General features: G+C 47.4%; 26 protein-coding genes and 1 tRNA gene. 20 read left to right on the top strand and 7 right to left on the bottom strand.

Translation table 11 applies throughout. From position 1 onward, the window contains the following. Window positions 1-53 precede the first annotated feature (53 nt). The gene (locus HNR77_RS25885; protein ID WP_184190462.1) at window positions 54-956 is read right to left on the bottom strand and encodes a manganese catalase family protein; all 903 of its coding nucleotides are present in this window, start codon (window positions 954-956) and stop codon (window positions 54-56) included. Between the two features lie 304 nt (window positions 957-1,260). On the opposite strand from HNR77_RS25885, the gene HNR77_RS25880 reads away from it, so the two are divergent. The 4 genes from HNR77_RS25880 to HNR77_RS25865 all read left to right on the top strand — a co-directional run bounded on the left by HNR77_RS25880 (window position 1,261) and on the right by HNR77_RS25865 (window position 2,596). Then, window positions 1,261-1,563: a hypothetical protein gene (locus HNR77_RS25880; protein WP_184190460.1), complete on the top strand. Its 303-nt coding sequence runs from the start codon at window positions 1,261-1,263 to the stop codon at window positions 1,561-1,563. A 57-nt stretch (window positions 1,564-1,620) separates the two neighbouring features. Continuing rightward, a complete protein-coding gene (locus tag HNR77_RS25875) occupies window positions 1,621-1,950 on the top strand; it encodes a DUF3889 domain-containing protein (RefSeq protein WP_184190458.1) in 330 nt (109 codons plus the stop codon). A gap of 153 nt (window positions 1,951-2,103) precedes the next feature. Further along, on the top strand, window positions 2,104-2,331 hold the full coding sequence (locus HNR77_RS25870; RefSeq protein ID WP_184190456.1) for a hypothetical protein: 228 nt from the start codon (window positions 2,104-2,106) through the stop codon (window positions 2,329-2,331). Then, window positions 2,315-2,596 carry a helix-turn-helix domain-containing protein gene (locus HNR77_RS25865; protein ID WP_184190455.1) on the top strand — a complete coding sequence of 94 codons (282 nt, stop codon included), beginning with the start codon at window positions 2,315-2,317 and terminating at the stop codon, window positions 2,594-2,596. The genes HNR77_RS25870 and HNR77_RS25865 overlap by 17 nt, the downstream gene beginning before the upstream one ends. 122 nt (window positions 2,597-2,718) lie before the next feature. Here HNR77_RS25865 and HNR77_RS25860 read toward each other — a convergent pair whose 3' ends face one another. The 3 genes from HNR77_RS25860 to HNR77_RS25850 all read right to left on the bottom strand — a co-directional run bounded on the left by HNR77_RS25860 (window position 2,719) and on the right by HNR77_RS25850 (window position 4,130). Then, window positions 2,719-2,955, bottom strand: a complete 237-nt coding sequence (locus tag HNR77_RS25860; protein ID WP_111272271.1) for a DUF3892 domain-containing protein — start codon at window positions 2,953-2,955, stop codon at window positions 2,719-2,721. 149 nt (window positions 2,956-3,104) lie between these two features. Next, window positions 3,105-3,548, bottom strand: a complete 444-nt coding sequence (locus tag HNR77_RS25855) for a GNAT family N-acetyltransferase (protein ID WP_123062472.1) — start codon at window positions 3,546-3,548, stop codon at window positions 3,105-3,107. A gap of 306 nt (window positions 3,549-3,854) precedes the next feature. Next, complete coding sequence (locus HNR77_RS25850; RefSeq protein WP_184190453.1) at window positions 3,855-4,130, bottom strand: hypothetical protein; 276 nt, start codon at window positions 4,128-4,130, stop codon at window positions 3,855-3,857. Window positions 4,131-4,274: 144 nt separating this feature from the next. Between HNR77_RS25850 and HNR77_RS25845 the strand changes: the two genes are divergently transcribed. The 8 genes from HNR77_RS25845 to HNR77_RS25810 all read left to right on the top strand — a co-directional run bounded on the left by HNR77_RS25845 (window position 4,275) and on the right by HNR77_RS25810 (window position 11,199). Then, window positions 4,275-4,347, top strand: a tRNA-Val gene (locus HNR77_RS25845). Window positions 4,348-4,561: 214 nt separating this feature from the next. Next, a complete protein-coding gene (locus tag HNR77_RS25840) occupies window positions 4,562-6,784 on the top strand; it encodes a M1 family metallopeptidase (protein WP_260410907.1) in 2,223 nt (740 codons plus the stop codon). A 152-nt stretch (window positions 6,785-6,936) separates the two neighbouring features. Beyond that, window positions 6,937-8,643, top strand: a complete 1,707-nt coding sequence (locus HNR77_RS25835; protein ID WP_221444006.1) for a CotH kinase family protein — start codon at window positions 6,937-6,939, stop codon at window positions 8,641-8,643. 204 nt (window positions 8,644-8,847) lie between these two features. Continuing rightward, window positions 8,848-9,267, top strand: a complete 420-nt coding sequence (locus tag HNR77_RS25830) for an organic hydroperoxide resistance protein (RefSeq protein WP_184190451.1) — start codon at window positions 8,848-8,850, stop codon at window positions 9,265-9,267. 273 nt (window positions 9,268-9,540) lie between these two features. Then, the gene (locus tag HNR77_RS25825) at window positions 9,541-9,729 is read left to right on the top strand and encodes a hypothetical protein (RefSeq protein WP_184190449.1); all 189 of its coding nucleotides are present in this window, start codon (window positions 9,541-9,543) and stop codon (window positions 9,727-9,729) included. 39 nt (window positions 9,730-9,768) lie between these two features. Beyond that, entirely contained in the window at window positions 9,769-10,014 is a 246-nt protein-coding gene (locus tag HNR77_RS25820) for a hypothetical protein (RefSeq protein ID WP_311768674.1), read from the top strand. Between the two features lie 200 nt (window positions 10,015-10,214). After that, window positions 10,215-10,769 (top strand): stalk domain-containing protein, encoded by a 555-nt coding sequence (locus tag HNR77_RS25815; RefSeq protein WP_111272261.1) that lies wholly within the window; start codon window positions 10,215-10,217, stop codon window positions 10,767-10,769. A 109-nt stretch (window positions 10,770-10,878) separates the two neighbouring features. Continuing rightward, complete coding sequence (locus tag HNR77_RS25810) at window positions 10,879-11,199, top strand: DUF1292 domain-containing protein (RefSeq protein WP_111272262.1); 321 nt, start codon at window positions 10,879-10,881, stop codon at window positions 11,197-11,199. Between the two features lie 171 nt (window positions 11,200-11,370). Here the strand turns inward: HNR77_RS25810 and HNR77_RS25805 are convergent, their stop codons facing one another. After that, complete coding sequence (locus tag HNR77_RS25805; protein ID WP_184190504.1) at window positions 11,371-12,846, bottom strand: aminotransferase class I/II-fold pyridoxal phosphate-dependent enzyme; 1,476 nt, start codon at window positions 12,844-12,846, stop codon at window positions 11,371-11,373. Between the two features lie 177 nt (window positions 12,847-13,023). Between HNR77_RS25805 and HNR77_RS25800 the strand changes: the two genes are divergently transcribed. Next, window positions 13,024-14,334, top strand: coding sequence for an MFS transporter (locus tag HNR77_RS25800; protein ID WP_184190502.1), 1,311 nt, complete (start codon window positions 13,024-13,026; stop codon window positions 14,332-14,334). A 428-nt stretch (window positions 14,335-14,762) separates the two neighbouring features. Continuing rightward, complete coding sequence (locus HNR77_RS25795) at window positions 14,763-15,362, top strand: hypothetical protein (protein WP_184190447.1); 600 nt, start codon at window positions 14,763-14,765, stop codon at window positions 15,360-15,362. 150 nt (window positions 15,363-15,512) lie between these two features. Here the strand turns inward: HNR77_RS25795 and HNR77_RS25790 are convergent, their stop codons facing one another. Further along, complete coding sequence (locus HNR77_RS25790; RefSeq protein ID WP_184190445.1) at window positions 15,513-16,043, bottom strand: suppressor of fused domain protein; 531 nt, start codon at window positions 16,041-16,043, stop codon at window positions 15,513-15,515. Window positions 16,044-16,329: 286 nt separating this feature from the next. On the opposite strand from HNR77_RS25790, the gene gndA reads away from it, so the two are divergent. Beyond that, window positions 16,330-17,739 carry an NADP-dependent phosphogluconate dehydrogenase gene (gndA, locus tag HNR77_RS25785; RefSeq protein WP_184190443.1) on the top strand — a complete coding sequence of 470 codons (1,410 nt, stop codon included), beginning with the start codon at window positions 16,330-16,332 and terminating at the stop codon, window positions 17,737-17,739. Between the two features lie 263 nt (window positions 17,740-18,002). Then, window positions 18,003-18,512: a shikimate kinase gene (locus HNR77_RS25780; protein ID WP_260410905.1), complete on the top strand. Its 510-nt coding sequence runs from the start codon at window positions 18,003-18,005 to the stop codon at window positions 18,510-18,512. Between the two features lie 127 nt (window positions 18,513-18,639). On the opposite strand, the gene HNR77_RS25775 is transcribed toward HNR77_RS25780, so the two are convergent. Next, a complete protein-coding gene (locus HNR77_RS25775) occupies window positions 18,640-18,945 on the bottom strand; it encodes a rhodanese-like domain-containing protein (protein WP_145404018.1) in 306 nt (101 codons plus the stop codon). A 158-nt stretch (window positions 18,946-19,103) separates the two neighbouring features. Between HNR77_RS25775 and aroA the strand changes: the two genes are divergently transcribed. The 4 genes from aroA (at window position 19,104) to ptsP (ending at window position 24,682) form a co-directional block, all read left to right on the top strand. Next, window positions 19,104-20,399, top strand: coding sequence for a 3-phosphoshikimate 1-carboxyvinyltransferase (aroA, locus tag HNR77_RS25770; RefSeq protein WP_184190441.1), 1,296 nt, complete (start codon window positions 19,104-19,106; stop codon window positions 20,397-20,399). Between the two features lie 36 nt (window positions 20,400-20,435). Further along, complete coding sequence (locus tag HNR77_RS25765; protein WP_111271088.1) at window positions 20,436-20,870, top strand: CoA-binding protein; 435 nt, start codon at window positions 20,436-20,438, stop codon at window positions 20,868-20,870. 174 nt (window positions 20,871-21,044) lie between these two features. Further along, entirely contained in the window at window positions 21,045-22,925 is a 1,881-nt protein-coding gene (locus HNR77_RS25760) for a glucose PTS transporter subunit IIA (RefSeq protein WP_184190439.1), read from the top strand. Beyond that, complete coding sequence (ptsP, locus tag HNR77_RS25755; protein WP_184190437.1) at window positions 22,922-24,682, top strand: phosphoenolpyruvate--protein phosphotransferase; 1,761 nt, start codon at window positions 22,922-22,924, stop codon at window positions 24,680-24,682. Before HNR77_RS25760 ends, ptsP begins: the two co-directional genes overlap by 4 nt. Window positions 24,683-24,912: the final 230 nt, after the last annotated feature.

Here is a 24,912-nt window from a genome sequence, read left to right as displayed (position 1 = left end):
CTCAGAGCTTCTCTGCATTGAAGCAGTTGGGTTCGAGGGCTTTAATCTGCTCTTTAATCCGCAATATTTCCCGCCATTTTCAGACGACGTGCAATCTCTTTGAAATCCTCATGTGAGATGCCTGGTGCAAATTCCTCCTCCAGCGCCGGAGCTTCGGGAATCGGAAAGCCTTGAGGTATGCCCTGAATAACCTCCAGAGGTTGTCCGTCTTCGGGGTGTGTGCCTTTCCAGATCTGGCCGATGGCATTGAAGTCTTTGTCACTGTAAGTATACAGCTTGGTGTGAACGCCTTTCTCTTCGTACTTACGAGCCTCATTGAAGGATTTGTTGTCGAGTGAAGGGATGGGAATCAGCTTGGTTACATTGACACCTGTTGCAATTTCAATCGCTTTGGCATACGCCACCACGTGCACACCTCCGCGTACGAGCAAGTAACCGACAACTTCGCGAGCGGCAGGATGATTGGTCATTTCGTAAACTTTCATCTTGTGTGTGCGGGCTCCACATTCGAGGAAGAAATTATGCAGCAGATCCTCCACCAGATTGCCACTGTTGAAGACATTGGCACCCGTCCATGGATTGCCCATGGAATCAAAAGGCATCGCACCTTGTGCACCTGCCAGGAAATGATACGACAGCCGAGCATCCTTCACAGAACCTAGCGGCGTCTGATCAGGCCCTTTATATTCGGTAGACCCTCTTAGACAGTGGTTAATGCCGTGGGACACCAGTTCAACATGTCCTAACTCTTCGGCCGTGATGCTCATCACGAGGTCGTAGAAGGGTTTCAATTTTTCCTTGGAGCGAAAATTAAAGGACTGATAGAGGTAGTTGTTCAGGGTGGACATCTCTCCGAATTTACCACCAAGCAATTCCTGTACAGCCGCAGCTGCGTTGGGATCAGGCTTTTCGACGTTGGGAATCTCAATCAGAATCTCATCCAGACGTTTGAACATGCAGATATAACCTCCTCAAATATGGGGTGAAGAAGACTCGGGTGCACTTTGGTTCAGCTTGATCAGTCAGTCAAATCCATTACACGGTTAATGGTTTTATTAAATAGATAAGTATTGAAATGGGTCTAAAGCAACGTGTGATTAACTTGCATTCAGATTACTTTTCGGATCGGCAGCAGGCGTTAACTACTCTTGGTTTGGTATTTCCATATTCGCAATATTTATGTACAATCAGACAAGTTATTTAATATCCGTAAGCGCAAGTGTTTGGCAATGGAATCAAGGCAGAAAGGAAGAAGTACATATGAGATTCGGATGGTTACGTATCATAGGTTTGATGATGATTTTAATGTGCATAAGCAGTGTGCAGGTGACGGCAAGTGACGTGTTGAATGAGACGCTAGTGGATGAACAGACAAGGCAAATACTTATGCAAAAGTATGGGCTGGAGCCCGCCGAAGAGTCCCAAGCACAGCAGCGTTTTCTCCCTAGGGATTGGGGGATGAGTTTTCGTTATAACGATGGAATGGGCGAGTTGGCTCAGTTGATGCGGATTGTACCGTATTGGCTGTGGCCGGCAGTCTGGATATTTCGAATGTGGGTGTAAAATGCAATGCAACAGGGTACGATATCAGCAACACATTGTTCCCAGGGAGTGAAACGCATGAGAGTGCTGGTAATCACGATATTAACACTTATGCTTGGCTTGGCAGGCATCACAACAACCGTTTCCGCAACCGGGGACACGATCCCCGATTATGCGAAGTGGGGAATTATCGCGGTGAAGGAGACTCAAACCAAGTACAATGTAGACATTCTGGATTACAAACATATTGGCCGTTCGTCCCTAAGCGCCAGTGAGTCCAGAGAGCAGTTCAAGCTGTGGGTCCGTGCCAAGGACGGCAAGCAATTTGCTGTATATGTGCATGTGGATTTCAATCCGAATACGCAGCAGTTGAAAAAAGTACAATTTTCCGAATCAGATCGCCGCTAATCGCTTGGAGGAATGAAGAACCAGATGCCTGTTTCTTACAGAGCAAGTCTGGTTTTTTTATTTTGTTAAATTCCTTTTTTTGTTATTGAATAAAGAACTTATGTTCGCATATAATAATGAATACAAACAAATGTTCTTGTTGGAGGGATGATCATGCTAGGAAAATATGTTGGCCAGATGGTGGAGCTTGTGTATATGGATCGTGCGGGACAGATTACACAGAGGCAGATTCGAATTAACAGTATGCGCGGCGGGAGGATTCGGGCAGCGGAAGGCAAAGAGGGTGCACCCCGGACGTTTCTGGAGCAAAACATTCTGGCATGGCGTCCTGTAACCGAACAGAATCGGAAGGGAGAGTTGAAGCATGCTGAACGACTTTGAGCGGAAGATTTTGCGAATCATCGTTAACTATGCAGGACAGCAGCGGCGAATTCCACGAATGGATGAACTGGAGAACAAGACAGGCCGCAGTCGTGCCCAGATTCGGGAGTCGCTGCTGGAGCTTGAACGGAAAGGTTACATCGCATGGGGGAACCCTTCCTCGTTGGATAACATCCAGATTTTGCAGGCATGGGAGCAGGAACCAGGGCCTGTGCGAAAAGCCCAGCCAGCCGGCAGTGCGGTGAAATATTTTACCGAATACTAATCGGCGATTGAGGCGAAGAGATAGATGGCATAAGATGCTGCCAGGACATAACGGACATCAATGACACAGCAAAAACGCCAACCCTTAAGGATTGGCGCTGTATGTGGAATGAGTTGTTTCTGTTAGAAAGTCGGAAGCTGGTCCAGGTTGTTCGTCGGATCACCGTCGGCATCGCCGCGAATGTACATCTCTCCGTCCTTGCCTTTGAACACATTGACACCAGCAATAGCTCCGGCCTTCACCTCGTTCAGCGCTTGCTGATAGTCCAGGACACGGCCTGTTGAGGTTTGGAAAGCGGTTAAGTCACCGTCACCATTTTTCTGCACTGCTGTGAACGTCTCGCGTGTTGTCTGATCCATCATGTCACACTCTCCTTCTATGACCAAATGGGAATAGGTTACACTGTTATCCTGTCCGAACTGGCGAGAAATATGCATGTTTTGCAACATTTCGAGAATAGCTGTGCTATCTCTATGTAGTGCCTGTGATGTTGAGTTTTGCTGCGAGACTACAGACTTTTTCTCATACGAACGTGCAGAATATCGGCATCATAAAAAGGTTCCTCAGAAATCACTTCATACCCGAGTTTATCGTAAAATTTTTGCGCCTGACACTGGGCATCCAGCAGCGAATAGGTTAATCCAAGCTCACGGGCAAGCTCCTCCATCGCTAACAGAAGCACACGCCCGTACCCGAATGAACGGTAAGATTCCAGTACAGCAATGCGCTGCATTTTGGCGGTATCCTTGCTGTAATAGATCAGACGACCTGTGGCAACAGCCTGACCATCGGTGTGAAGCAATACATGATGAACATCAGGACTGATCACATCGTATTGATCGATTTCAAGTTCTTCGGGCACTTGCTGCTCCATGACAAAAACCTGACGGCGAATTCCAAGTGCCTGCTTCAGTTCTTCTTCTGTCGTTACATAACTAATCTCCGCTGCCAAATTCAATTCCTTCTTTCTGCTCCATGCGCACAAGTTCAGACTGCATTATACAAAAAAATGCTTTTCCTGTATAGTTAAGTCTGGTACATATTGGGACTTTGGGGGAGGATGAATCATGGGAATGGCGGCTATTATGACAATTACATTGCTGATGTCAGCGGGTATGATTGGATTGTTATATTATGTGACCAAGAAAGCCTACTCTCGGAAGTGGGATGAAGAGGAATGAGAGCACAAGGTTAATTTCAAAGAGCGATTGTTTATGCTGCTTCAGGTTAACGTGTGCCCATATTGAACCCTTCACTGTTATGGCAGAAATTCGGTGTTTCCTTGGGGAGAATAGACCTCATGTACAACGGAATTGGAATACACATCCATCCACACGGGCAGTGATTCGCTCTGTTCATTCGGCTGATGCAGCTGCTGGAATTTCACGGTATGTTCGTCCTTTTGCAATGTGCAGCCAATCAAGGAAGAGAGAAGAAGCACATATGTAGCGGCACAGGTGAGACCTCGAAATAACCTGTGCTGTGATTGACATTTTGTACGGGCTATACCATGATTCGAAACGAAATATTTCATAGAGTTCACCTGCCTTCTGTAAATGATTATACTTTCCATTATTGTGCTCCAATTCAGGCAAATTATAACCAAATTAATGATTGACAATGAACACGTTTACTTGGTATGATATTGTTACTTCATTGAATGAAACCTAATATACACGATCTGTTAGCTCAGCTGGGAGAGCACTATCTTGACAGGGTAGGGGTCAGTGGTTCGAGCCCACTACAGATCATACATGAAAAGCCTTGCGGAGCAAGGCTTTTTTTCTTTTTCCATACCTAGATAGATATATTGAAATGATGTTTTGGGAGAGTTGGGGAACGATTGGGGACCGGATTAGGCAAAGAAGTCTTTTTTTAAACAAAATTTAAATCAAACCTAAATTCAACGTAAGGTTGATCTCTTATCGTTGTATGTATACAACATATAGCAAAAGGAGAGAGAACATGCACGTTCCAAAAACTAAACCAACAAATACCATTAAAAAGGTGATGCTAAGCACAATTGCCCTTACATTAGCAGCATCTCCGTTCGTCCATACCACTTATGCTGCCTCTTCGAATTGGTCCAGCTTGCATGCCAGTGCCGGGACAACACAAAAAGCGTTCCAGATGCAACAGGCTTCTCGTATGCGCTCACAAGCGATGTCTCAAGATCAATCCCCGATTCAGTATCAGATCAAAGCACGACTGGACGAAAAAGACATGACCATAACGGGAAACCAGATTGTAACGTATCGAAATACAAGCAAAGATACACTTCAAGAGCTGGTTATGCATACCTATGCAGATGCTAATCGATCCAAAGCAACACAAACGATCATGTATACAAGCCAGAATGAGCAAATAGCCAAAGAACACCCGGAGAAGAAAGCGTCAGCTTTCTTGGGCGGTATAGATATTGTCAAAGTGTCTCAGCAGGGGGAGAAGCTTCTTTTCGATCACAAAAATCAAGCATTACGTGTGCAATTGAAAACGCCTTTGCAACCGGGTCAGTCTATTACCTTCCAGGTGGATTATCGGCTCGACATTCCTTATGGCATGCAACGAATATCGTACTACAAGGATCAGATCAATGGAGCACACTGGTTTCCGGTGATGTCTGTGTATGACGAGACTACACATCAATGGAATAAGATGCCGTATAGCACTTCATTCGAGAGTGATTTCTATACATCGTCCGATTTCGATGTTGAGTTCAATGTACCTGAGACATATCAGGTCGTCATGCCGGGAGATATCACTACCAAAGACAGTGCTGAACAAGGGCGGAAAGTGGTTACAGCGAGCGCCGCGAACACGAGAGAATTTGTTTTTTTCGCTGATCCCAACTTAAAAGTAGAACGTGAGACGCGGAATGGTCTTACCGTGGAATATTTTTATTCGGGTGATGACCCTGCCAAAAAAGCTGCAGTGGACAAATACATTGATTATGCATTTAAAGTCATCGCGTTTTACAGTGAGAAATATGGTAAATATCCGTATCCCGAATTTCGTGTCATCGAAACTTATGTGGATGGTTTTGGTGTAGAATACTCAAGATTAATACAGATGCCGCAGCGTTCTGCAGACGCATTACCTGAAGATGATTCGACATTTGTGCATGAGATTGCGCACCAGTGGTTCCATGCTTTAATAGGGAACGATTCAGAAACGGAATCCTTTCTGGATGAAGGTTTTGCCGACTTTTCTATGGTGTATTTTTTAGAAAAGCAGGGCAACAAGCTGGGAGGGTTCAGGTCCATTCAGCTCGACCCGTCCCCTATTGATCTGCCCATTGCCTCAACGAATGAAGCAGCGGGGGAAATGGCTGATTATGTATTTTACCAAAAGGGACGTCAGGCCATTTATCAATTATACCGCTCGGTTGGTGAACAAAAATTTGATGCGTTTATGAAGGAATACTTTCATCGCTTTGTCTACCAAAACGCTACAATCGATGGATTACTCAGTACCATTGAGGATGTGCTTGGCAAAGAACAGCGTCAAGACATGGAAAAAGCGCTGCTTCAGCCTGATTTTGAGCTAAAGCAGGAGTATCAAATGTCCGAGAAGGAACTTGCAGCCTATATGCATGATGCCTATCAGCCGCAGTATGAGGCGGTGGTGAACAACATTCCAAATCTGCCTTATGAAGTGATGATTCGTTTAATGGAAAAGTCCTTTCGAGGTGAGCCATTAACCATTGTACTTGGAGATCAGGTGAGCAAAGCAGCAGCGAAACAACAGGAACAAGCGACCAGCCAGTTAATTCAAATTTTTGATGTATTTGACTTGAAATACGATGTAGTTCGGGATCGAAAAGAGTTGAAGCAGAAGCTGAAACGCGAGATTGGCAGCAGTAACCTCATTCTTGTTGGTAATGCGAAATCGAATGGTATTGTGCAGGCTTTGAAAAAAAACATTAATGTTCGGGCAAATGGTATCGGTTTGGCCTGGAAAGATGCGATGAACGCATCTGGACATTCGGGAGCATATGTCATTAAACATCCATATAATCAGAATCGTCTCATGCTTCATTACTATTGGAATGGCGATCATCTCAGCGCCAATGCATCAGCGTCCTTTATGGAGAAGATTCTGGAATCTCTAACTCTCTCTAATGATCTTTATCAATTCTATGAGCTGGATGGCAACGGTAAATTGAAAACCAGCAAAAAAGTGGAATAGTGCATTTTACCAAAAAGCAGAAGCAAAAAAGAAATGTTTATGAAGAGTTGCTCTAAAAGGCGGCTCTTTTTGTCTGTTCAGTTCCATTTAAGGTTTCTCCCTTAAACTTCTCCCTAGCAGAATTAAAAAAGAGATGTAAGGTGGGAAAAAGGATGATGAACAACAAATGGAGAAACGTCATGGCAGGAACGGTGATTGCCTCGATGCTGTTATCAGCTTGCAGCAATGAAGCGGAGACAACGGCGACAACACAAACAGCTGTAAATACAGAAAAACAAACGAGTGAAAGTAATGCCCAAACTACGTCTTATGCACAAAGCTTTAATAAAACGGAGGTGATGTCCTTCTCCATTGATGTGGATGAGACTGCTTGGCAAGAAATGCTGGACACAGCAGCAGAGGAAAACTATATCAAAGCCAATGTAACGATTAACGGAACAACGATTGAAAATGTGGGCATTCGAGCCAAAGGGAACTCGAGTTTGAGACAAGTGGCAGGAGACGATACAACGGATCGGTATAGTTTCAAAATCAAGTTTGATGAATATGTTAAAGGTCAGACGTGGAATGGACTCGACAAAATGGTTGTAAATAATATGATCTCCGACGCCAGTTATATGAAAGAATATCTTAGCTACGACATCATGAGTTATATTGGCGTTGACGCACCTTTGTTTGCTTTTGCCAATATCAACGTAAACGGAAAGGCATGGGGTTTATATCTGGCGGTTGAAGATATAGACAGCGGTTATCTGGCACGGGCGAAAAATGGTGAAGGCGAGATCTATAAACCCAATAACGATGGCAATATGGGAGCGGGCGGAATGGGGAATCCAATGGGAATGGGTAACCCGCCAGCAGAAGGTGACACTGCAGGGATGGGAGATTTTCAGCCCCCTGAAGGCATGGAACCACCAAGTGATACAGATAACAGTACGAGCAATGCCAACTCCCAGACCGCCAACAATCGCGGAGAGGGTGGTCGCGGATTCGGCAGAGGCGGTGGAATGAATGGCGGCACGAACGGCGTATCCTTAGTTTATACGGATGATAAAGTTTCCAGTTATTCTGGCATTTTTGACAATGCTGAGACCAAAACAACGGAAGAAGATGAACAACGTGTCATTGAGGCCCTTAAAAACTTGAATGCAGGCACTAATCTTGAAAAAGCTGTGGATGTGGATGCTGTGCTGAAATATTTTGCAGCGCATACCGTGGTTGTGAATATGGATAGCTATACTTCCAATATGGGTCATAACTATTATTTGTATGAGAATAATGGACAGCTCAGTATGCTGCCGTGGGACTATAATATGGCTTTTGGTGGATTCATGGCAGGTTCCGCATCTGATGTGGTCAATCTTGCGATTGATACACCACTGTCCGGTGTGACGATGGAAGAACGCCCTATATTAAGTAAACTGCTGGAGGTGCCTGAGTACAAAGCGAAGTACCATGAATATTTGCAGGAAATTATAGACGGTTATTTCGCAGACGGGAAGTTTGAGCAAAAGGTACAGACGCTGAACAATCTGATTACCGATTATGTTAAAAATGATCCTACAGCGTTTGTCACATACGACAAGTATAAAGCAGCTGTTGCCGAATTGACCAAATTGGGCACGCTGCGTGCGGAAAGTATTCAGGGACAACTTGACGGAACGATTCCTTCCACTACGGAGGGACAAAAAGCGAGCACGAATACGCTCATTGATGCCTCTTCTGTCGACCTGACGAAGCTGGGAGATGATCTTAATAAGGGAAAAGGGATGAATGGTGGAGGCCCACGGCAAGGCTTCGAGCGCAATTCAGGCAACCAGGAAACTAAAAAAGCGGAGCAATCGGATACAACAAAATAGGTTCTTCTATCACCGCTATGTAATGTCAAAGCTTGTTCATTAGAGAATACCTGGAGTCGTCTTTCAAAGGCGCCTCTTTTTTTATGATTAAAAAAATGATTTACAAACCAAATTAAATTGTGTACAATCAATTTGTAAACAAGTTAATAGAAATCATGTTTAGCCAATATAACAAATATGAAATCGAAAGAGGAGAGATTGAATATGAAAACTCTATATGAAACAACAGTCATTAACACAGGTGGACGTCAAGGGATCGTGCAATCGCCCGATAATGTATTTATGATGGACGTTGCTGCACCTCCTGAGCTTGGTGGACAAGTAACTACGGCTACGAATCCGGAGCAGTTGTTTGCGGCAGGATATAGTGCATGTTTTAACTCCGCATTGGAGTTCCAATTGAAGAAACATAACGTAACCATTGAACGCAGTACGGTATCTGCAACTGTAGCACTGGTAGCAGACCCGGCAGACGGTGGTGTGAAGCTGGATGTTGAGCTTGAAGTGAAAATTCTCGGTCTGGATGAAGAGACTGCAGAGAAATTCGTGAAGCTTGCTCATGATTACTGCCCTTACTCCAAAGCGATCAAAGGAAATGTTAACGTTAAAGTAGAACGTGCATAAATATTTCGATGTAAGGTCCTCCTTTATATAAAGTAAAAAATAAATACATCAATAACACAAAACCTCCGAGGATCGGAGGTTTGTGTTATTTGCTGCTTTTGTTCTAAAACACGAATTACTATTTTGGAAGAAGAAAAGCTCCCGGCTGTATAATGAATCAAATAAAAATGTTAAAATGTTGAAACTTTTACATCCAAAGAGACGTAAATAATCCTGAGATGTGTAAACCCGTTAACGCTAACAGTGAAGTTGCTTAAAAAAGGGGGACGTTATATGGATTTCAGAGATTTCAACAAGCCGCCGCACTCATCGGAAGTGTACACTCATCAGCAGCGTCATGAAGAGAAATCACAGCAGCTCATATCTGGTGGAGGGAAAGGGATATGGTGGGAAATCAGCAACTGGCTAATTCTGGGAGGTATTCTGTTAGGCATTTTCCTGTTATTCAAATATGTGTTCTAATGATATAAATTGAAGGCACACAATTAGGCGGTTCCCCATATGATGCATTATTCAGTCAGCATTATGGGAAATGGGGAATCCGTGATGGCAAAGGCAAAGGGAAAGAAAGCTCCCGCATTAAAAAGTGACAAGTTGCGTGTATCCATGAAGCTGGTCACGTCCGATGTATGTGAGCGCTGTAAGACACCATGCTCGCGAGGAATGGAATATGCTGCACGAATGAGAGAAGGCGGAGCGGTTGGTAAAGGGGTTCCCTGTATTCTCACCCGCCATGTGTCATCATGACACTTCGTCTAATCACGCGTATATAATAAGCAAAGTATTGGGGTATCCTGACAGCAGGGTAGCCTTTTTTTACGTTTCCCAATGGGTGGTAAATATTTTGGATAAAAAATGAAAAATGATGAAAAACAGCGCAACTTTGTGGTTGAGTTCGCAGTATAAATGTACAAATAGCTAGCAGCAGGGGAGGGAATATTGACGGGATGAAATGGAAGAGAGTACTGCTATGTGTCATGGTATTCTCCTTGCTGGGCGGGTCTTTATTGTTTGCTGATTCTGTGAACGAGAAGATACGTGTGCTCATTAACGGCAAGGAAGCGTCTGACGGAGGCTATCTGATTAATGGAACGACATATGTACCTGTTCGGGAGGCAGGAGGTCTGGCTCGGTGGGATAACAGCAGCAAGCGAGTCACGGTGATCAAGCCGAATGTACATATTTTTCTCTTTAAGGGAGACACTGTATTTGGGAATGTTAATGTGGGAAAATTGAAGTTTAACGTGTTCTCACAAGTGGATAGCCTGACAACAGATGTCGCTGCTGTAAAAGTGACGATAACGGACCCGAGTGGCCAGGTGAAGGATATTCAAGCGCAGGAGCTGACAACACAGAAGGATAACTTCTGGTTCCGCACGTATGATTTTACGTATGATTTTAGTCGCGCAGGCAAGTACCAGATTGGTTTCCACATTAAAGAAAATGCAAATAGCAGCTACGTTCAGGTGGCCGAAAAAGTGATTACAGCGCTGAATGAATAGAGGTTAAACAAACGCTTGATAATCGCGATCCTTTAAATTGACCTGGCCCTGTGAACATGTTACGATATGCAGGGTTACACATTTTCTATTGATGAAGCGAGGTATTACAATGAGCGATCACAAACACGAGCATGGAGATAACTGCGGTTGCGGTCACGACCATGATCACGATCATGAGCACGAAGAGATCCTTCTCACGCTGACTGACGAGAACGGTCAAGACGTGGAGATGGTTTTGGTAGAGACATTTGACGTGCAAGATAACGTTTATGCTCTTTTGCTGGAACGTAACAATCCTGAAGCTGACGGCATCATCCTGCGTATGGAAGAAGAAGACGAGGAAATGGTGCTCTACAATATTGAAGACGAAGCAGAGTGGAACCGTGTAGAAGCGGCTTACAACGAACTTGTGGCTTCTTCCCAAGAATAGTCGATCTTTTGGAATAACACGAAGGCTCCTTGAATTTCAAGGAGTCTTTTGTTGTCCTTCTGTATGCAGTTTGAAGGTCTGAAGTATAAGGTTAATTAGATCATAAAAAGACCAGGGCGTAGCCCTGGTCCGTCATTGCGGATGTAACGATTAACGGAGTAACGATTCCATCTAGAAAATAGCGTCAGCTTCAACGATGACCTTGACATTGGTTACGCTGCGGTCTTCCGGTCCTTTGACCGGCAGTCCAACCTCGACATGATCAATGATATAGTCGATGTTCTCTTGTGTAATAACTTCGCCGGGCAGCAGAATCGGAATACCAGGCGGATACACATAGATGAATTCCGAGATAATGCGTCCAGCCGATTCCTTGAATGGGATGACCTCGGTATCCCCGTAGAAGGCGTCACGCGGTGTCAGCATCAGCTGAGGGATGTCTGGCACTTTAACGACAAGCTCATGCGCCGGATTGACCTGGTAATACGTGCGAGAGAGATCCTGCAGTGCATTCAGCAAGATATTTACACTTTCATCTGTATCACCTGGTGTAATGAGGCACAGAATATTGTACATGTCGCTGAGTTCAACCTCAATGTTGTAATGCTCACGCAGCCAGTTTTCGGTTTCATAACCGGTAATGCCGAGGTGGCGCACATGAATCGTTACTTTGGTTGGATCATAATTAAAGGTGGCTTCGGTGCCTAGCAGTTCTTTGCCGAAGCAGTACAAGCCATCAATGTCATTAATCGTACGACGTGCAAACTCCGCAAGGTCAATGGCCTTCTGGGCAATCTCGTGTCCGTGAAGGGCCAGGTTCCGTCTGGAGGTATCCAGTGAAGCAAGCAATACATATGAAGTGGATGTCGATGTAAGCAGGCTTAGAATGGTCTGTACACGCTGTGGATTGACAAACCCGTTTTTGGTGTTCAGATTCAGGACAGAGCTCTGGGTCATGGAGCCGCCAAGCTTGTGCACACTTGTGGCAGCCATATCCGCTCCTGCAGCCATCGCTGACAATGGCAGGTCTTCATGGAAATGAATAAGCACGCCGTGTGCCTCATCCACCAGAACAGGAACCTGATAGCTGTGAGCCAGTTCTACGATCGCCTTGAGGTCTGTGCATACACCGTAATAGGTTGGATTGATGACAAGTAAGGCTTTGGCATCCGGGTGGCGCTCAAGCGCACGACGGATCGATTGAATCGTTACGCCGTGGTCAATGCCAAGATTGGCATCCTGTGCAGGAGAGACGAATACCGGCTTCGCTCCTGAGAAAATGATGGCAGACAAAACCGATTTGTGCACATTGCGCGGTATGATAATTTTGTCTCCTGGACTGCAGACGGATAAAATCATCGTCATGATGGCACTGCTCGTACCCTGTACACTAAAGTAGGTATAATCGGCTCCAAAGGCATCTGCGGCAAGCATCTGTGCTTCCTTAATAACCGCTGTAGGCTGATGCAGGTCATCGAGTGGTGCGATGTTGATCAAATCTATGGAGAAGGCGTTATCGCCAATAAATTCACGGAATTCGGAGTCCGCTCCCAATCCTTTTTTATGTCCCGGAATGTGAAACTGTACGGGATTGAGTGCCGCGTGATTTTTCAAAGCGGTAAACAGCGGCGTACGGTGGTGATTCATCAGTGCTGTCACAACCCTTCCTAAGTAAAATGGTAAACAAAGATGAGTATAGCAAATTAAGAACCGAATGCAAGCGGTATGAACGACAAATTTTTGAACTGGTGGGATTTGGTCATCATGCCTTCGGTTACACTAAGGGTAGAGGACGGGCAAATGAACCGTGAAAGGGGAAAAAGAATGCAAACCGACATCAAACCGGCCAAAATACTAAGATCGCCTTTTTTTATTGCGATGTGGCTGACGCTTTTCCTGGTAGAGATCATCAAGGGGGCACTGCTTGTAGCTGTTCTTCCCGTGTATATGGATAACATTCTGGGCTTGTCCGCTGGTGTCATTGGCGTGGCTTTTGCCCTGCAATATCTTGGAGATAATCTGTTCAGAGCACCCTCGGGCTGGGCAGCAGAGCGTATTGGCTTTCGAGCGACGATGGTTACGGCTCTGATCTGTACATTAATAGCGGTCATTATGATTCTTTTTCTCAAAAGTGCCTTCGGCCTGTCTATGGCTTGTCTGATTCTGGGGATTGGAACATCCCCCTTGTGGCCTTGTGCAATGACGGGCGTAACCGCGATGTCAGGCCCCCAGAACAAAAATGGCACTGCAATGGGTGCTTTGGAGATGGCGGCCCTGGGAGGAACAGGCCTCGGCCCTGTCGGCATGAACTGGCTGCTGGAACGGACCAATCATGATTATCGTATGATTTTTCTGATTTTGATGGGCTGTGCTATTCTGGTCATTCTGGTGGCGATGATTCTCCCGGGCAGAGTTGTGATTGAGGGAGAGCGTACTGGAGAAACAGGAGGCGCTGGAGAGGCAGCAAAAAGAGCCAGACCGAAGTACCCGGCCAAGCCGAACCTGCTCACGCCGTTTATTCGGCTGCAGCAGAGCGTCAGACGGACCTTGCATCGGGTGCGGAGCACGCTGAACGTGAATCCGCTCGTATATCCGGCTCTGTTTATGCAATCGTTTGTGATTGGCTTGTTGAGCCCGGTCATCACACTATACACACGCACAGATTTGAACATCTCACCTAACCTGTACAGCCTGCTTCTTATTGCAGGGGGCGGCATTACAGTGATTGCACTGCTGCCTGTAGGGAAAATGGTAGACAGGTTCGGCACAAAACCGTTCCTGAACATCGGATTTTTGATGGCGGCAGTCAGCCTGTTTATTTTCTCAACAGTGACAGCTATTCCCGTTGTTTTTGGCATCGTTATGCTGATTGGTGTCAGTTATGCGATGATTCTGCCCGCATGGAATGCGTTTGTTGCCACATTGATTCCCGAAGGTGAGCGCGGAGCGATTTGGGGCTTTTTTCTAACGCTGCAGGGGTCAGGGATGGTCGTGGGTCCCATTGTATCCGGGCTGCTGTGGGATCATATCAGTCATCCGGCTCCGTTTATTGCCAGTGCTCTTGTTATGGCGGGGCTGGCGGTGGTTCATTTTGTATTAGCGCGCAAGCCATATCGAATCGCTCCGGCAGCATAGTTTCATCATACTCGTTTATCGGGCAGACACGTATATTATCATCAGGGAGCTCCATCGGCCGGCAGGCTGAGGGGCTTTTTGGGTTGATTTTCATGTCAGCCACATGTTATTTAGTGCAAATGGGTCTTGTCTCGCAGAGCGGAGCATAAATTACAACATCTGATGATGTAAGGTCAAGTCATATGATTAGGCGTCAACACAGTCCGAACGAAAATAGAGCCTGTTCATCTGCTTGTACAGTGTATCGATCGGGAAGCTTGCCCCTGTGCATGTGCGGAAAGCTGCAGTCCGGATTCGGTTTCGGTGAAAAATAGTCAAATAACCAAGTACCCTTACATAAAATGAAGTATAAAATAGGGTAAGCCGATGTAACAAAAGCGCTTGAAACTTGAGGCCGGAGTTGATCCGGTACAGATGGAGGGAGTGCCGTGAACAAGAGTTATGAAGTTGAATATTGCAATCTGGAGCTGCGGTTCAACCGTCGGCATATCCAAAATCTAATCAAAGACCTCATTCGTGAGGGGTATTCACTATATTGGAGCGAGGACGAATCCTTCTTTATTCTGTCAGTCCGCACCGGACGCAAGCTGGTAAAGCTCCGTTTTCAACAGACGCGCAGCGGGAATTACAAAATGACAGGGGATTATCTGATCAAGGATGCGAGGCTTGCCGAGTGGCTGGAGAAGCTGATTGGCGATACACGCGGGCATGCGGTGGTGAAACGCTTCAAGGATCAGCAGATGACGGTGGAGAATATTTTATTTGGCGAAGTGATCCGTCTGGTGGAAGTGTCAGGCTTCAAGCAAAGGGTTATTTTTCAAAAGGAACCTGCGCCGACGGCGGAAGAGATGGAAGAGATGTTCCTCTCGCGCGAAGGCGAAGAGCGGCTGATGCTGCTGCGCATGGAAATTGATGATGAGCTGGAGCGACTTCACGATGCTATGCAGATCCATAATACAGAGAAGGCTGACGCCTGCCGTGAGGCACTGCGGCGATTGTCCGGACATCTGTTGATGCTGGAAGGATGAGGCAGAGGTGTTTGAGTATCGCTTTACGTTGAAAGGGGCTGTTCCCGAAGGTCATGTCCATGGCTAAGGGCCAGCCCTTTAATGTTGTAATGAATGTTTTAATGCAAGCTGCATCGTGAGTTTGTGGAGAGCTGTTAGCTTCGTCTCTTTCTACGGACGGAGGGGATCAATAACAGAGTAGTCGCTATTCTCTACATGCACATCGAATTCATCAATCCCTTGATCTAGAATCAGGTCGGCTTCATGTGCAGTGATCGGGATAATCCACAACAGAGGCACCTTCTCCTGACCGGTGTAAATTTGTTCGAGAGATTCATTTTCTCCCCGCAGCTCGTCGATTAACAGGGCAGTCGCATTCCATGCTTCTGGTGCAAGTGCACTTGGTTTCATCACACGCGGGATGCTGGAGTTCGGAGCGTTTTCGATATGGTGAGTAATCAAATCCGCTGCATAAGTGTTGACTTGCTCCACCGTTGCACCCCCTAGTTCCGTGGGCAGCGCAAGCATCCACTCTGCGGCGACTCGTTCCCCTGATGGCCGTGTGGCTTGAGACAAGTTCACAGTGACAAATCGGGAAATGCCGGACTGCATCGTTGCAGGGAAATAATAAATTTCCACATGAATGTTTCGCTCTGTTTGGGAAAGGATTATTCTGCTCTCGGGCATGCCCCATTCATTCATATAAGCTCCCAAAAGAAAGGTTCTTCGGATATCGAGCGAAAACTGTTCTTCATTTGAAAGTTGTGCAAAGGCCATTTGCAAGCTCCTCCATTTATGCTAAAGATTCGTTGCTCTTACTATAATAACGTATTTTATGAAAATACGATGAACAGCTTTGCAAATTGAGACGTTTTATCGCTGCCAGGCAAGGGCGCGGGGTTCACTTTCATACATAAAACCGTTAAAATGGGTGTATTGTTGAGATTTTTTTCAATAAAATTAATTGGAGCAAAGGATGGAGGACCAGATGACAAAACAGCAAATCGGCGTAATCGGCCTGGCAGTCATGGGTAAAAATTTGGCCTTTAATATTGAAAGCAGAGGATTCTCGGTATCGGTATTCAACCGTTCGCCAGAGAAGACACATGACCTGCTGAAGGAAGCTGAAGGAAGAAACCTCACAGGTACATTCTCCATTGAAGAGTTCGTATCCTCCCTGGAGTCCCCGCGCAAAATTCTGATCATGGTACAAGCGGGTAAAGCAACAGACGCAACGATTGAGCAGCTGCTTCCACACCTGGATGAGGGCGACATCATCATTGATGGCGGAAACGCATATTTCCCTGACACGGTTCGTCGCAGCAAAGAGCTGGAGGACAAAGGCATTCGCTTCATCGGTACAGGCGTATCCGGCGGTGAAGAAGGCGCACTGAAAGGCCCTTCCATTATGCCAGGCGGACAGGAGAGTGCTTATAAACTGGTGGAACCGATCCTGACGGCGATTTCGGCCAAAGTTGGTGACGACCCATGTTGTACATATATCGGACCGGACGGTGCCGGACATTATGTAAAAATGGTACATAACGGCATTGAGTATGGTGACATGCAATTGATCGGAGAGGCGTACCACCTGCTCAAATCCGTATTGAACGTTTCTGTAGAGGAACTACACGAAATCTTCACGGACTGGAACAAAGGTGAACTCGACAGCTATCTGATCGAGATTACGGCAGACATTTTCTCCAAATACGATCCGGAAACCGGCAAACCGATGGTGGATGTCATTCTGGATGCGGCTGGACAAAAAGGAACAGGCAAATGGACAAGCCAAAGCGCGCTGGATCTCGGCGTACCGTTGTCCATGATTACGGAATCCGTATTCTCCCGTTTCTTGTCAGCCATGAAAGACGAGCGTATCGCGGCAAGCAAAATTCTGAACGGACCTAAAGCCGAAGCATTCTCCGGTGACAAAAAAGCGTTCATCGAGAGCGTGCGCAAAGCGCTGTTCGCAAGTAAAATCGTATCCTACGCCCAAGGCTTCGCACAGATGCGTGCCGCATCCGACGAGTATGGCTGGGATCTGAAATACGGCAACATCGCGATGATCTTCCGCGGCGGCTGCATTATCCGTTCGCAGTTCCTGCAAAACATCAAGGAAGCATACGACAAAGACGCAGCCCTCAAAAACCTGCTGCTTGATCCGTACTTCCAAAACATCGTGGAATCCTATCAGGATGCATGGCGTGAAGTTGTTGCTGTAGCGGTGAAACAAGGTATTCCGGTACCAGGCTTCTCCAGCGCGCTGTCTTACTATGACAGCTACCGTACAGAGCGTCTGCCAGCAAACCTGCTGCAAGCACAACGCGACTACTTCGGCGCACACACATTCAAACGTGTGGACAAAGAAGGCAGCTTCCACCACAACTGGATGGAGTAAGCTTCAACCGTAGAATAATAATAGGGACCTGGAGGGCCGGATTCATTCCGGACACCGCCAGGTCCTTTTTACTTTTTTGAGAGGGAAACTGGACCTTCAGGCGATCAAGTTGGAGAAGTACAGCGACCAAGAGTAGGAAGCGCGTGTGCTAGAGATGGTCGAAAAGCCTTGTCGGTATAGGCATGGCCTTCCCCCGTTCGCAGGGCTGTGTTATGATAGGGAAAAAATGCTCACGAAATGCTTGAATTAAAGGAGTGTACACCTTGAGCAAGTCTAAAAATATTATTCTCATCGGCATGATGGGAACCGGCAAGTCAACTGTAGCCCAGATGCTTTCACAGGAACTGGAGTATCAGCTCATTGATGTGGATGCTGCGGTGGAGCAGGAGGAAGGCTGTTCGATTCCGGAATTATTTACGGCCAAGGGAGAGTTATATTTCCGCGAAGCCGAGAGCCGAATGTTATGCTCGGTGCTGGAAAACGATGCACAGGTCATTGCGACTGGCGGCGGCGTTGTGCTTCGGGCAGAGAACTGCGAAGTGATGTCGAACAACGGATGGGTCGTTGCCTTGACAGCAGACCCTGCAGTTATTGTAGAACGTGTTAGCGGCTGTGATAACCGTCCATTGCTGGCGGGCAACGCGGAGGAACGAATTCGCACGATTATGGAAGAACGCAAAGATGCTTATCGATTCGCACATTACACAGTGGATACAACGGCGCTGTCTGCGGCCGAAGTGACTCGTTTAATTTTAGCGCATTACCGCGTCTAAGCTTGTGATCGCTGCAGTTGAATGAGTTGTAAATTGAATTGAAGATGTAAATAACAGTTCAATTTATATAGAATTGCGTAGTGAGTAGAATGTATCAAAAAACGGGCCCTGCGGCCCGCTTCGGAGGTTAGTTTTCCTGCTCCCATTGAAGCATGCCGCCAACCATATTCGTACAGCCATCATAGCCGAGCTGCTGCAAATATTCACAAGCTCGTTCGCTGCGATAACCGCTGCGGCAGATGATAATGATCTCGCCCGATTTATCAATCTCGGACAAGCGATCGGGAATCTGTCCCAGAGGAATATGCTTGGCCCCCTCGATCATGCCTTGTGCGACTTCTTCATCCTCGCGGACGTCGATCATCTGCAGCTTCTCTCCTGCCTGTAAACGGCGGCGCAGCTCAGATGTTTGAATTTCAGCGACTTGTGTCATATTCAGGTCCTCTTTTCTATATGGACTTAACGCCTATTCATGATACCCAAGGGATACGGGGGATGTCAATTTGGCCTTATCTGACCCTGCACCTTGGTACAGCCTTACACTAGTTATTACAGCTTTCTCACTAACATTATAAAAGGAGAATATCATCCATGGACGTTATCGTTAACCCTACCCCTGTGCTGAATGGGGAAATCGGAGCCTTGTCCTCCAAAAACTACACAACTCGTTACCTGCTGGCTGCTGCGCTGGCGGAAGGAACGAGCACCATTCACTTCCCTGCGCATAGCGAGGACAGTGACGCTATGCGCAGATGTATTCGCGATCTTGGCGCGGTGCTGGAAGAGGATGACAGCAAAATCGTTATTCAAGGCTTTGGCAGCCACCCTCGCGATGTGCGCGAATTAAATGTTGGCAATGCCGGTGCAGTGCTTCGTTTCCTGATGGGTGTTACAGCGCTGTGCCCTAAGGTTACCTTTGTGAATACGTATCCCGATTCTCTGGGTAAACGTCCCCATGACGATCTGATTGATGCTCTGGGTCAAATGGGTGTACAGGTCGAACATCAGCAAGGACGTCTTCCAATCACCATTAAAGGCGGTCAGGCCAAGGGTGGACACATTCGGGTGTCCGGCTCGGTAAGTTCCCAGTATTTGAGCGCCCTGCTGTTTGTGACACCTCTGCTTGCTGAAGACAGCACAATCGAGGTTCTGAACGACCTGAAATCGAAAGTGGTCATCGGGCAGACGCTGGAAGTGCTTGAACAAGCCGGTATCGTTATTCATGCAAGCGAGGACTACATGTCGTTCCGAGTTCCTGGCAGACAAGCATACAAGCCAACAACATACACCGTTCAAGGAGACTATCCGGGCTCCGCTGCTGTTCTTGCTGCCGCAGCGGTTACCCATTCGGATGTGAAGATCCTCAGATTGATGGAGCAGAGTAAACAAGGGGAACGTGCCATTGTTGATGTGCTGCGCATGATGGAGGTGCCGCTTACTCATGAAAATGACATCGTTCATGTTCAAGGAAACGGTCGCTTAAAGGCGATTGAGTTCGACGGAGATGCTGCTACAGATGCTGTGTTGGCCATGGTAGCTGCGGCTGTATTTGCGGAAGGCACGTCACGGTTTTATAATGTAGAGAACCTGCGTTACAAGGAATGTGACCGAATTACGGATTATTTGAATGAACTGCGCAAGGCGGGAGCGAACGTGGAGGAGCGTCAGGCCGAGATTATCGTGCACGGACGTCCTGAAGGTGTCGAGGGCGGTGTAGAGATCAATGCTCACTATGATCACCGCGTTATTATGGCCCTTACGGTCGTAGGTCTTCGTGCCAAGCAGCCTCTCCGTATTCGGGATGCACACCATGTAGCCAAGTCATATCCGCAATATTTTGATCATTTGCAGGCGCTTGGCGCCTCGGTTGAATGGGTAAAAGAGTAAATTAACACGTTAAGCAGAAAAGGATGGTGCTTGAACATGGAATTTAACAACCCTACTCGCGAAGAAATCGGACATATTTTGCGCAATGCAGGCAACATCGCTGTAGTCGGCTTATCGGACAAATCGGATCGTACCTCGTATATGGTTGCGGAAGCGATGCAGAGCAGGGGATACCGTATCATTCCTGTGAATCCGCAGGCACAAGGAGAGATTCTTGGCGAAAAGGTATATGCCACCCTTGCAGATATCCCGGAGCCGGTGGACATTGTGAATGTTTTTCGGCGTGATGAGTTTTGTGCGGAAGTCGCTCGGGAAGCTGCTGCAATCAAGGCTAATGTGTTATGGCTCCAGCTTGGTATTCATAGTGATGAGGCTGTCCAGATTGCGGCAGAGAACGGCATGACCGCCGTAACCAATCGTTGTATCAAGGTAGAGGATTCCATCGTTCTGCGTGGCGCTGGCCGGGGCTAACAGGCCGTGCTGAAGTTATGAATTCGTTCATGGCATCACATATTCAACTTAGAGTTCTAATGAGCATCCCGTGATCTCTCCAAATCACGGGATTTTTCGTGTCCAACATGCTGCTTTTGCTTTGACAAAATGCTGCGCAAAGCTTACCATCTAGGATAGAAAGGAGAGGTCGCCATGAATTGGCTCGGATCCTTGCAGCAGCTCGGAAGAGCGGTTATGCTGCCTACAATGGTCCTGCCCGCTGCCGCCATTCTGCTCAGTGTGGGCAGTCTGCCCTGGAACGCCTGGGGCTTGGGAGTGGTTGGTGAAGTGTCTACCGTGGCCGGACACGGTATTTTTTATTTTTTGCCGTATTTGTTCGCTGTTGGCGTGGCGCTTGGACTCTCCAACCAGGCCGGGCAAGCGGGACTCGCAGCGCTGGCTGGTATCGTTATTTATGATCAGGTCACGAAACACTTCGGTGATGGTACAGTACAGCCTGCTTCATTAATTGGAATTATTCTCGGCGCCTTTGCCGGAGGCATGCATAATCGGTTCAAAAGCATTAAACTGCCCGAAATATTACAATTTTTCGGTGGTTCAAGGTTTGTTTTGCTTATCGTCGGGCTCTGCTCGGCCCTGTTTTCCTGGTTTATGTTGTGGCTTGCCCCCATCCTGCAAGAGGGATTGAACTCCATTGCAACCTGGGAATACAGTCTTGGCGGCTTCGGGCTGTTCATCTATGGCGTATTATACCGGGTGCTGGTAGCTTTCGGGCTTCACCATCTGCTTAATAACGTATTCTGGTTCCAGCTGGGAACTTACGAAACACCGGGTGGTCAGATTGTACAGGGAGATTTGCCACGTTTCTTCGCGGGTGATCCTTCTGCTGGGTATTTTATGGCGGGGCTCTTTCCAATTATGATGTTTGCTATTCCTGCAATTGCACTTGCGATTATTCAGGAGGCCAGGGAAGACCTGAAGCCGAAGATCCGAAAAACATTTCTTACGTCTGCACTCGTCTGTTTTTTAACAGGGGTGTCCGAGCAGATTGAGTTTGCTTTTCTTTTTGCGGCTCCGTATCTGTTTATCGTACATGCAGTGATGTCCGGGGTGGCGATGTGGCTTAGTTACTGGCTGGATATACGTCACGGCTTCTCATACTCGGCGGGTGTCATTGACTACATACTCAATTTTCATCTGTCTGAAAATGCTTGGAAGCTTATTCCGATTGGCATACTATATGGGCTGGTCTATTATTTTCTGTTCCGCTGGGCGATTCGCACGTTCAAAATACCGACGCCTGGACGGGAAGAAGGGTCTGTGCTGGAAGATTGGGTAGGCAATATCCCTTATCAGGCGCCGTTGATTCTCGAAGCGTTGGGTGGAAAAAGCAATATCGTGCAGGTAGAGGCGTGTATTACACGTCTGCGTCTGACGGTTCATGACGATCGTTTGATCGATACAGGCGCGATGAAAAATCTGGGTTCAGCAGGTCTGATCAAGCTGGGCGGCGGCAACGTTCAGGTCGTATTTGGCACCTATTCGGAATTGATTCGGGAGGAGATTGCCAAGCTGCTGGAACGGGATCTGCAGCAGGTATTGTTTGCAGCGCCGGTTCAAGGCAGGATGCTGCCGATTGAGGAAGTGCCGGATCAGATTTTTGCAGCCAAGCTGGTGGGAGACGGTGTTGCCTTTGTGCCGGAGCGTGGAGAACTGGTGTCACCTGTGTTCGGAACGATTATGCACTTGTATCCGACGATGCACGCCCTTGGCATCTCCACGAGAGAGGGGCTGGAGGTCCTGCTTCATATCGGGATTGACACCTCACAGCTGAAGGGGCATTTTGAAGCGTTTGTGCAGGAAGGCGATACAGTAGAGCCTGGACAGCTGCTCATCAAATTTGATCTGGCGGTATTGCGTGAGCAGGCGGCGTCACTAACGACTCCGATGGTAATCACCAACCCGGATCGCGTTAAATCATGGAGTTTTGCTCCATTCAAGCAAGTGAAGAAAGGTCAGGCATCCGTCATGTCCGTGGTGCTCTATGACAGGAACGTTGGAGGGGTAGAATGAAGATACAAGGCATCAATGGAGCTGCAGGCATCGCCATCGGCAAAGCATTTGTCCTGCCCAGCTGGGAATGGGATCTGCCGGACCAGAAGATGGATTCGGTAGATCTCGCCCAGGAATTCGAACGGCTGTACGAGGGTATACGGACATCGAAGCACGAGATTGAATATATCAAAAATGAGTTCAGGGAAGTGGTGGGCCCGGAGGAATCCAGCATCTTTGATGCACATCTGGCGATTCTGGAAGATCCGGTGTTCATGAACGAAATTCGCGGTATTATTGAGCGCCAGTACAAGGCGGCAGAGGTTGCGGTAAAAGAAGCGATAGACCATTTTGTCACCATGTTTGACCTGCTGGAAGACGAATATATGAAGGAGCGGGCGATCGACATCAAGGATGTCGGCAACCGTCTGCTCAAGCACCTGCTGGGCGCGCCGGAGATTACACTTCCTTCAGATACACAGCCATACATTCTCGTTGCGAAGGAGTTGTCTCCGTCACAGCTTGCGCATCTGAATCCAAGTTATGTATTAGGCATCGTTACACTGATTGGCGGCAAAACCTCACACTCGGCCATTATGGCGCGTGCACTGGGCATCCCGCTCGTTTCCGGGCTGGAGGCGAGTCTTGACCTGCCCGTAGAGACAGGGGACTTGCTGGTGGTGGATGGGGATAATGGCCTGGTATTTACTGAACCTGACCGCAAAACGATTGATCGATATACGATGCTGCGCAACAAAGAGCTGAAGAAAAAAGAGCAGCTTCAGGTGCTTGCTACGGTGGATGCCGTAACCAAAGATGGGGCTGTGCTGCAGCTTGCTTCCAATATCAGCTCTGTGAAGGAGCTTGATCTGGCGCTGAAGCATGGGGCCAAGGGTGTTGGATTGTTCCGCACCGAATTCCTGTATATGGATCGTGCAACCTTCCCGGGTGAGCAGGAGCAGTATGAGGTGTACCGTCTGGTTGCCGAGAAAACAGCCGGACAGCCCGTTGTCATACGTACTTTGGACATTGGAGGCGACAAACAGCTGGATTATTTCGAATTGCCAGAGGAAGATAATCCGTTCCTCGGGTATCGTGCCATTCGGATCAGTCTGGATCGCAAAGATCTGTTCAAAACACAGCTGACGGCGATTTTGCGCGCCAGTGCAGCAGGCAATGTGAAGATTATGTATCCGATGATCTCATCCGTCGAGGAGCTGCAACAAGCCAACGAAATCCTTCGGGAAGCGATGGCTGATCTGGATGAAAGGGGCTTGGCCTATGATGCAAACATTCAGGTAGGCATCATGATTGAGGTCCCGGCTGCCGTGATGATTGCAGACTTGCTTGCTGAAGAAGCGGACTTCTTCAGTATCGGGACCAACGATCTCGTTCAGTATGTGCTGGCTGTAGACCGGATGAATGAACAGATTGCTCATATGTATCATCCGTATCATCCCGCTGTCCTGCGTATGCTAAGGGCAACGGTGGATGCGGCGCATACGGCAGGCATCGATGTCAGTGTGTGCGGAGAGATGGCAGGGGACGAGCGTTCCGTTCCGTTATGGCTGGAGCTGGGAATTCGTCACTTGAGCATGTCTCCACAATCACTGCTGCGTGTGAAGCACAGAGTATTGAATACCACCGCTTCGGATGCGAAAGAGGAAGCACGTAAATGTTTCGCTCTAAAAACAAGCAGTGATATCGAGGAGCGCTTGCAGAAATTCAACGACGCGAGCGGCAGTCCTGACGACCAGAGTGGATCAAACGCTTCGTAATCAAAGTTACCGGGTGTCTCACAACCAAAGTTACGTGGTACCAGATGTTAAATCTCTTAAAGTTAATATATTCATTTTTGTACCACTTTTTCCAAAAGATACAAAAACCGCTGTGCAGTTTTAAATGCACAGCGGTTTTTTATAGTGCGCCCGGCACGGGCGATAACTTGGCGGTGAAAGTCCGCTACAGGCTTGGCAGTAGGAACTGTTAGCCAAGGGCAAGGGTGTCC

The sequence above is a fragment of the Paenibacillus sp. JGP012 genome, from assembly GCF_014203995.1.
Lineage (GTDB): Bacteria > Bacillota > Bacilli > Paenibacillales > Paenibacillaceae > Paenibacillus > Paenibacillus silvae.
The sequence above is the reverse complement of the archived record's forward strand: the minus strand, read 5'-3'. Positions and strand labels throughout refer to the sequence as shown.

What these genes read in the sequence shown, in the direction of transcription:
- HNR77_RS25765 (WP_111271088.1), top strand. Translation starts at nt 20,436, where the DNA reads ATGGAATTTAACAACCCTACTCGCGAAGAAATCGGACATATTTTGCGC.
- HNR77_RS25790 (WP_184190445.1), bottom strand. Translation starts at nt 16,043, where the DNA reads ATGAATGAATGGGGCATGCCCGAGAGCAGAATAATCCTTTCCCAAACA.
- HNR77_RS25865 (WP_184190455.1), top strand. Translation starts at nt 2,315, where the DNA reads ATGCTGAACGACTTTGAGCGGAAGATTTTGCGAATCATCGTTAACTAT.
- HNR77_RS25830 (WP_184190451.1), top strand. Translation starts at nt 8,848, where the DNA reads ATGAAAACTCTATATGAAACAACAGTCATTAACACAGGTGGACGTCAA.
- HNR77_RS25825 (WP_184190449.1), top strand. Translation starts at nt 9,541, where the DNA reads ATGGATTTCAGAGATTTCAACAAGCCGCCGCACTCATCGGAAGTGTAC.
- HNR77_RS25805 (WP_184190504.1), bottom strand. Translation starts at nt 12,846, where the DNA reads ATGAATCACCACCGTACGCCGCTGTTTACCGCTTTGAAAAATCACGCG.
- aroA (WP_184190441.1), top strand. Translation starts at nt 19,104, where the DNA reads ATGGACGTTATCGTTAACCCTACCCCTGTGCTGAATGGGGAAATCGGA.
- ptsP (WP_184190437.1), top strand. Translation starts at nt 22,922, where the DNA reads ATGAAGATACAAGGCATCAATGGAGCTGCAGGCATCGCCATCGGCAAA.
- HNR77_RS25835 (WP_221444006.1), top strand. Translation starts at nt 6,937, where the DNA reads ATGATGAACAACAAATGGAGAAACGTCATGGCAGGAACGGTGATTGCC.
- HNR77_RS25840 (WP_260410907.1), top strand. Translation starts at nt 4,562, where the DNA reads ATGCACGTTCCAAAAACTAAACCAACAAATACCATTAAAAAGGTGATG.
- gndA (WP_184190443.1), top strand. Translation starts at nt 16,330, where the DNA reads ATGACAAAACAGCAAATCGGCGTAATCGGCCTGGCAGTCATGGGTAAA.
- HNR77_RS25810 (WP_111272262.1), top strand. Translation starts at nt 10,879, where the DNA reads ATGAGCGATCACAAACACGAGCATGGAGATAACTGCGGTTGCGGTCAC.
- HNR77_RS25815 (WP_111272261.1), top strand. Translation starts at nt 10,215, where the DNA reads ATGAAATGGAAGAGAGTACTGCTATGTGTCATGGTATTCTCCTTGCTG.
- HNR77_RS25870 (WP_184190456.1), top strand. Translation starts at nt 2,104, where the DNA reads ATGCTAGGAAAATATGTTGGCCAGATGGTGGAGCTTGTGTATATGGAT.
- HNR77_RS25850 (WP_184190453.1), bottom strand. Translation starts at nt 4,130, where the DNA reads ATGAAATATTTCGTTTCGAATCATGGTATAGCCCGTACAAAATGTCAA.
- HNR77_RS25760 (WP_184190439.1), top strand. Translation starts at nt 21,045, where the DNA reads ATGAATTGGCTCGGATCCTTGCAGCAGCTCGGAAGAGCGGTTATGCTG.
- HNR77_RS25820 (WP_311768674.1), top strand. Translation starts at nt 9,769, where the DNA reads ATGATGCATTATTCAGTCAGCATTATGGGAAATGGGGAATCCGTGATG.
- HNR77_RS25860 (WP_111272271.1), bottom strand. Translation starts at nt 2,955, where the DNA reads ATGGATCAGACAACACGCGAGACGTTCACAGCAGTGCAGAAAAATGGT.
- HNR77_RS25880 (WP_184190460.1), top strand. Translation starts at nt 1,261, where the DNA reads ATGAGATTCGGATGGTTACGTATCATAGGTTTGATGATGATTTTAATG.
- HNR77_RS25885 (WP_184190462.1), bottom strand. Translation starts at nt 956, where the DNA reads ATGTTCAAACGTCTGGATGAGATTCTGATTGAGATTCCCAACGTCGAA.
- HNR77_RS25800 (WP_184190502.1), top strand. Translation starts at nt 13,024, where the DNA reads ATGCAAACCGACATCAAACCGGCCAAAATACTAAGATCGCCTTTTTTT.
- HNR77_RS25775 (WP_145404018.1), bottom strand. Translation starts at nt 18,945, where the DNA reads ATGACACAAGTCGCTGAAATTCAAACATCTGAGCTGCGCCGCCGTTTA.
- HNR77_RS25875 (WP_184190458.1), top strand. Translation starts at nt 1,621, where the DNA reads ATGAGAGTGCTGGTAATCACGATATTAACACTTATGCTTGGCTTGGCA.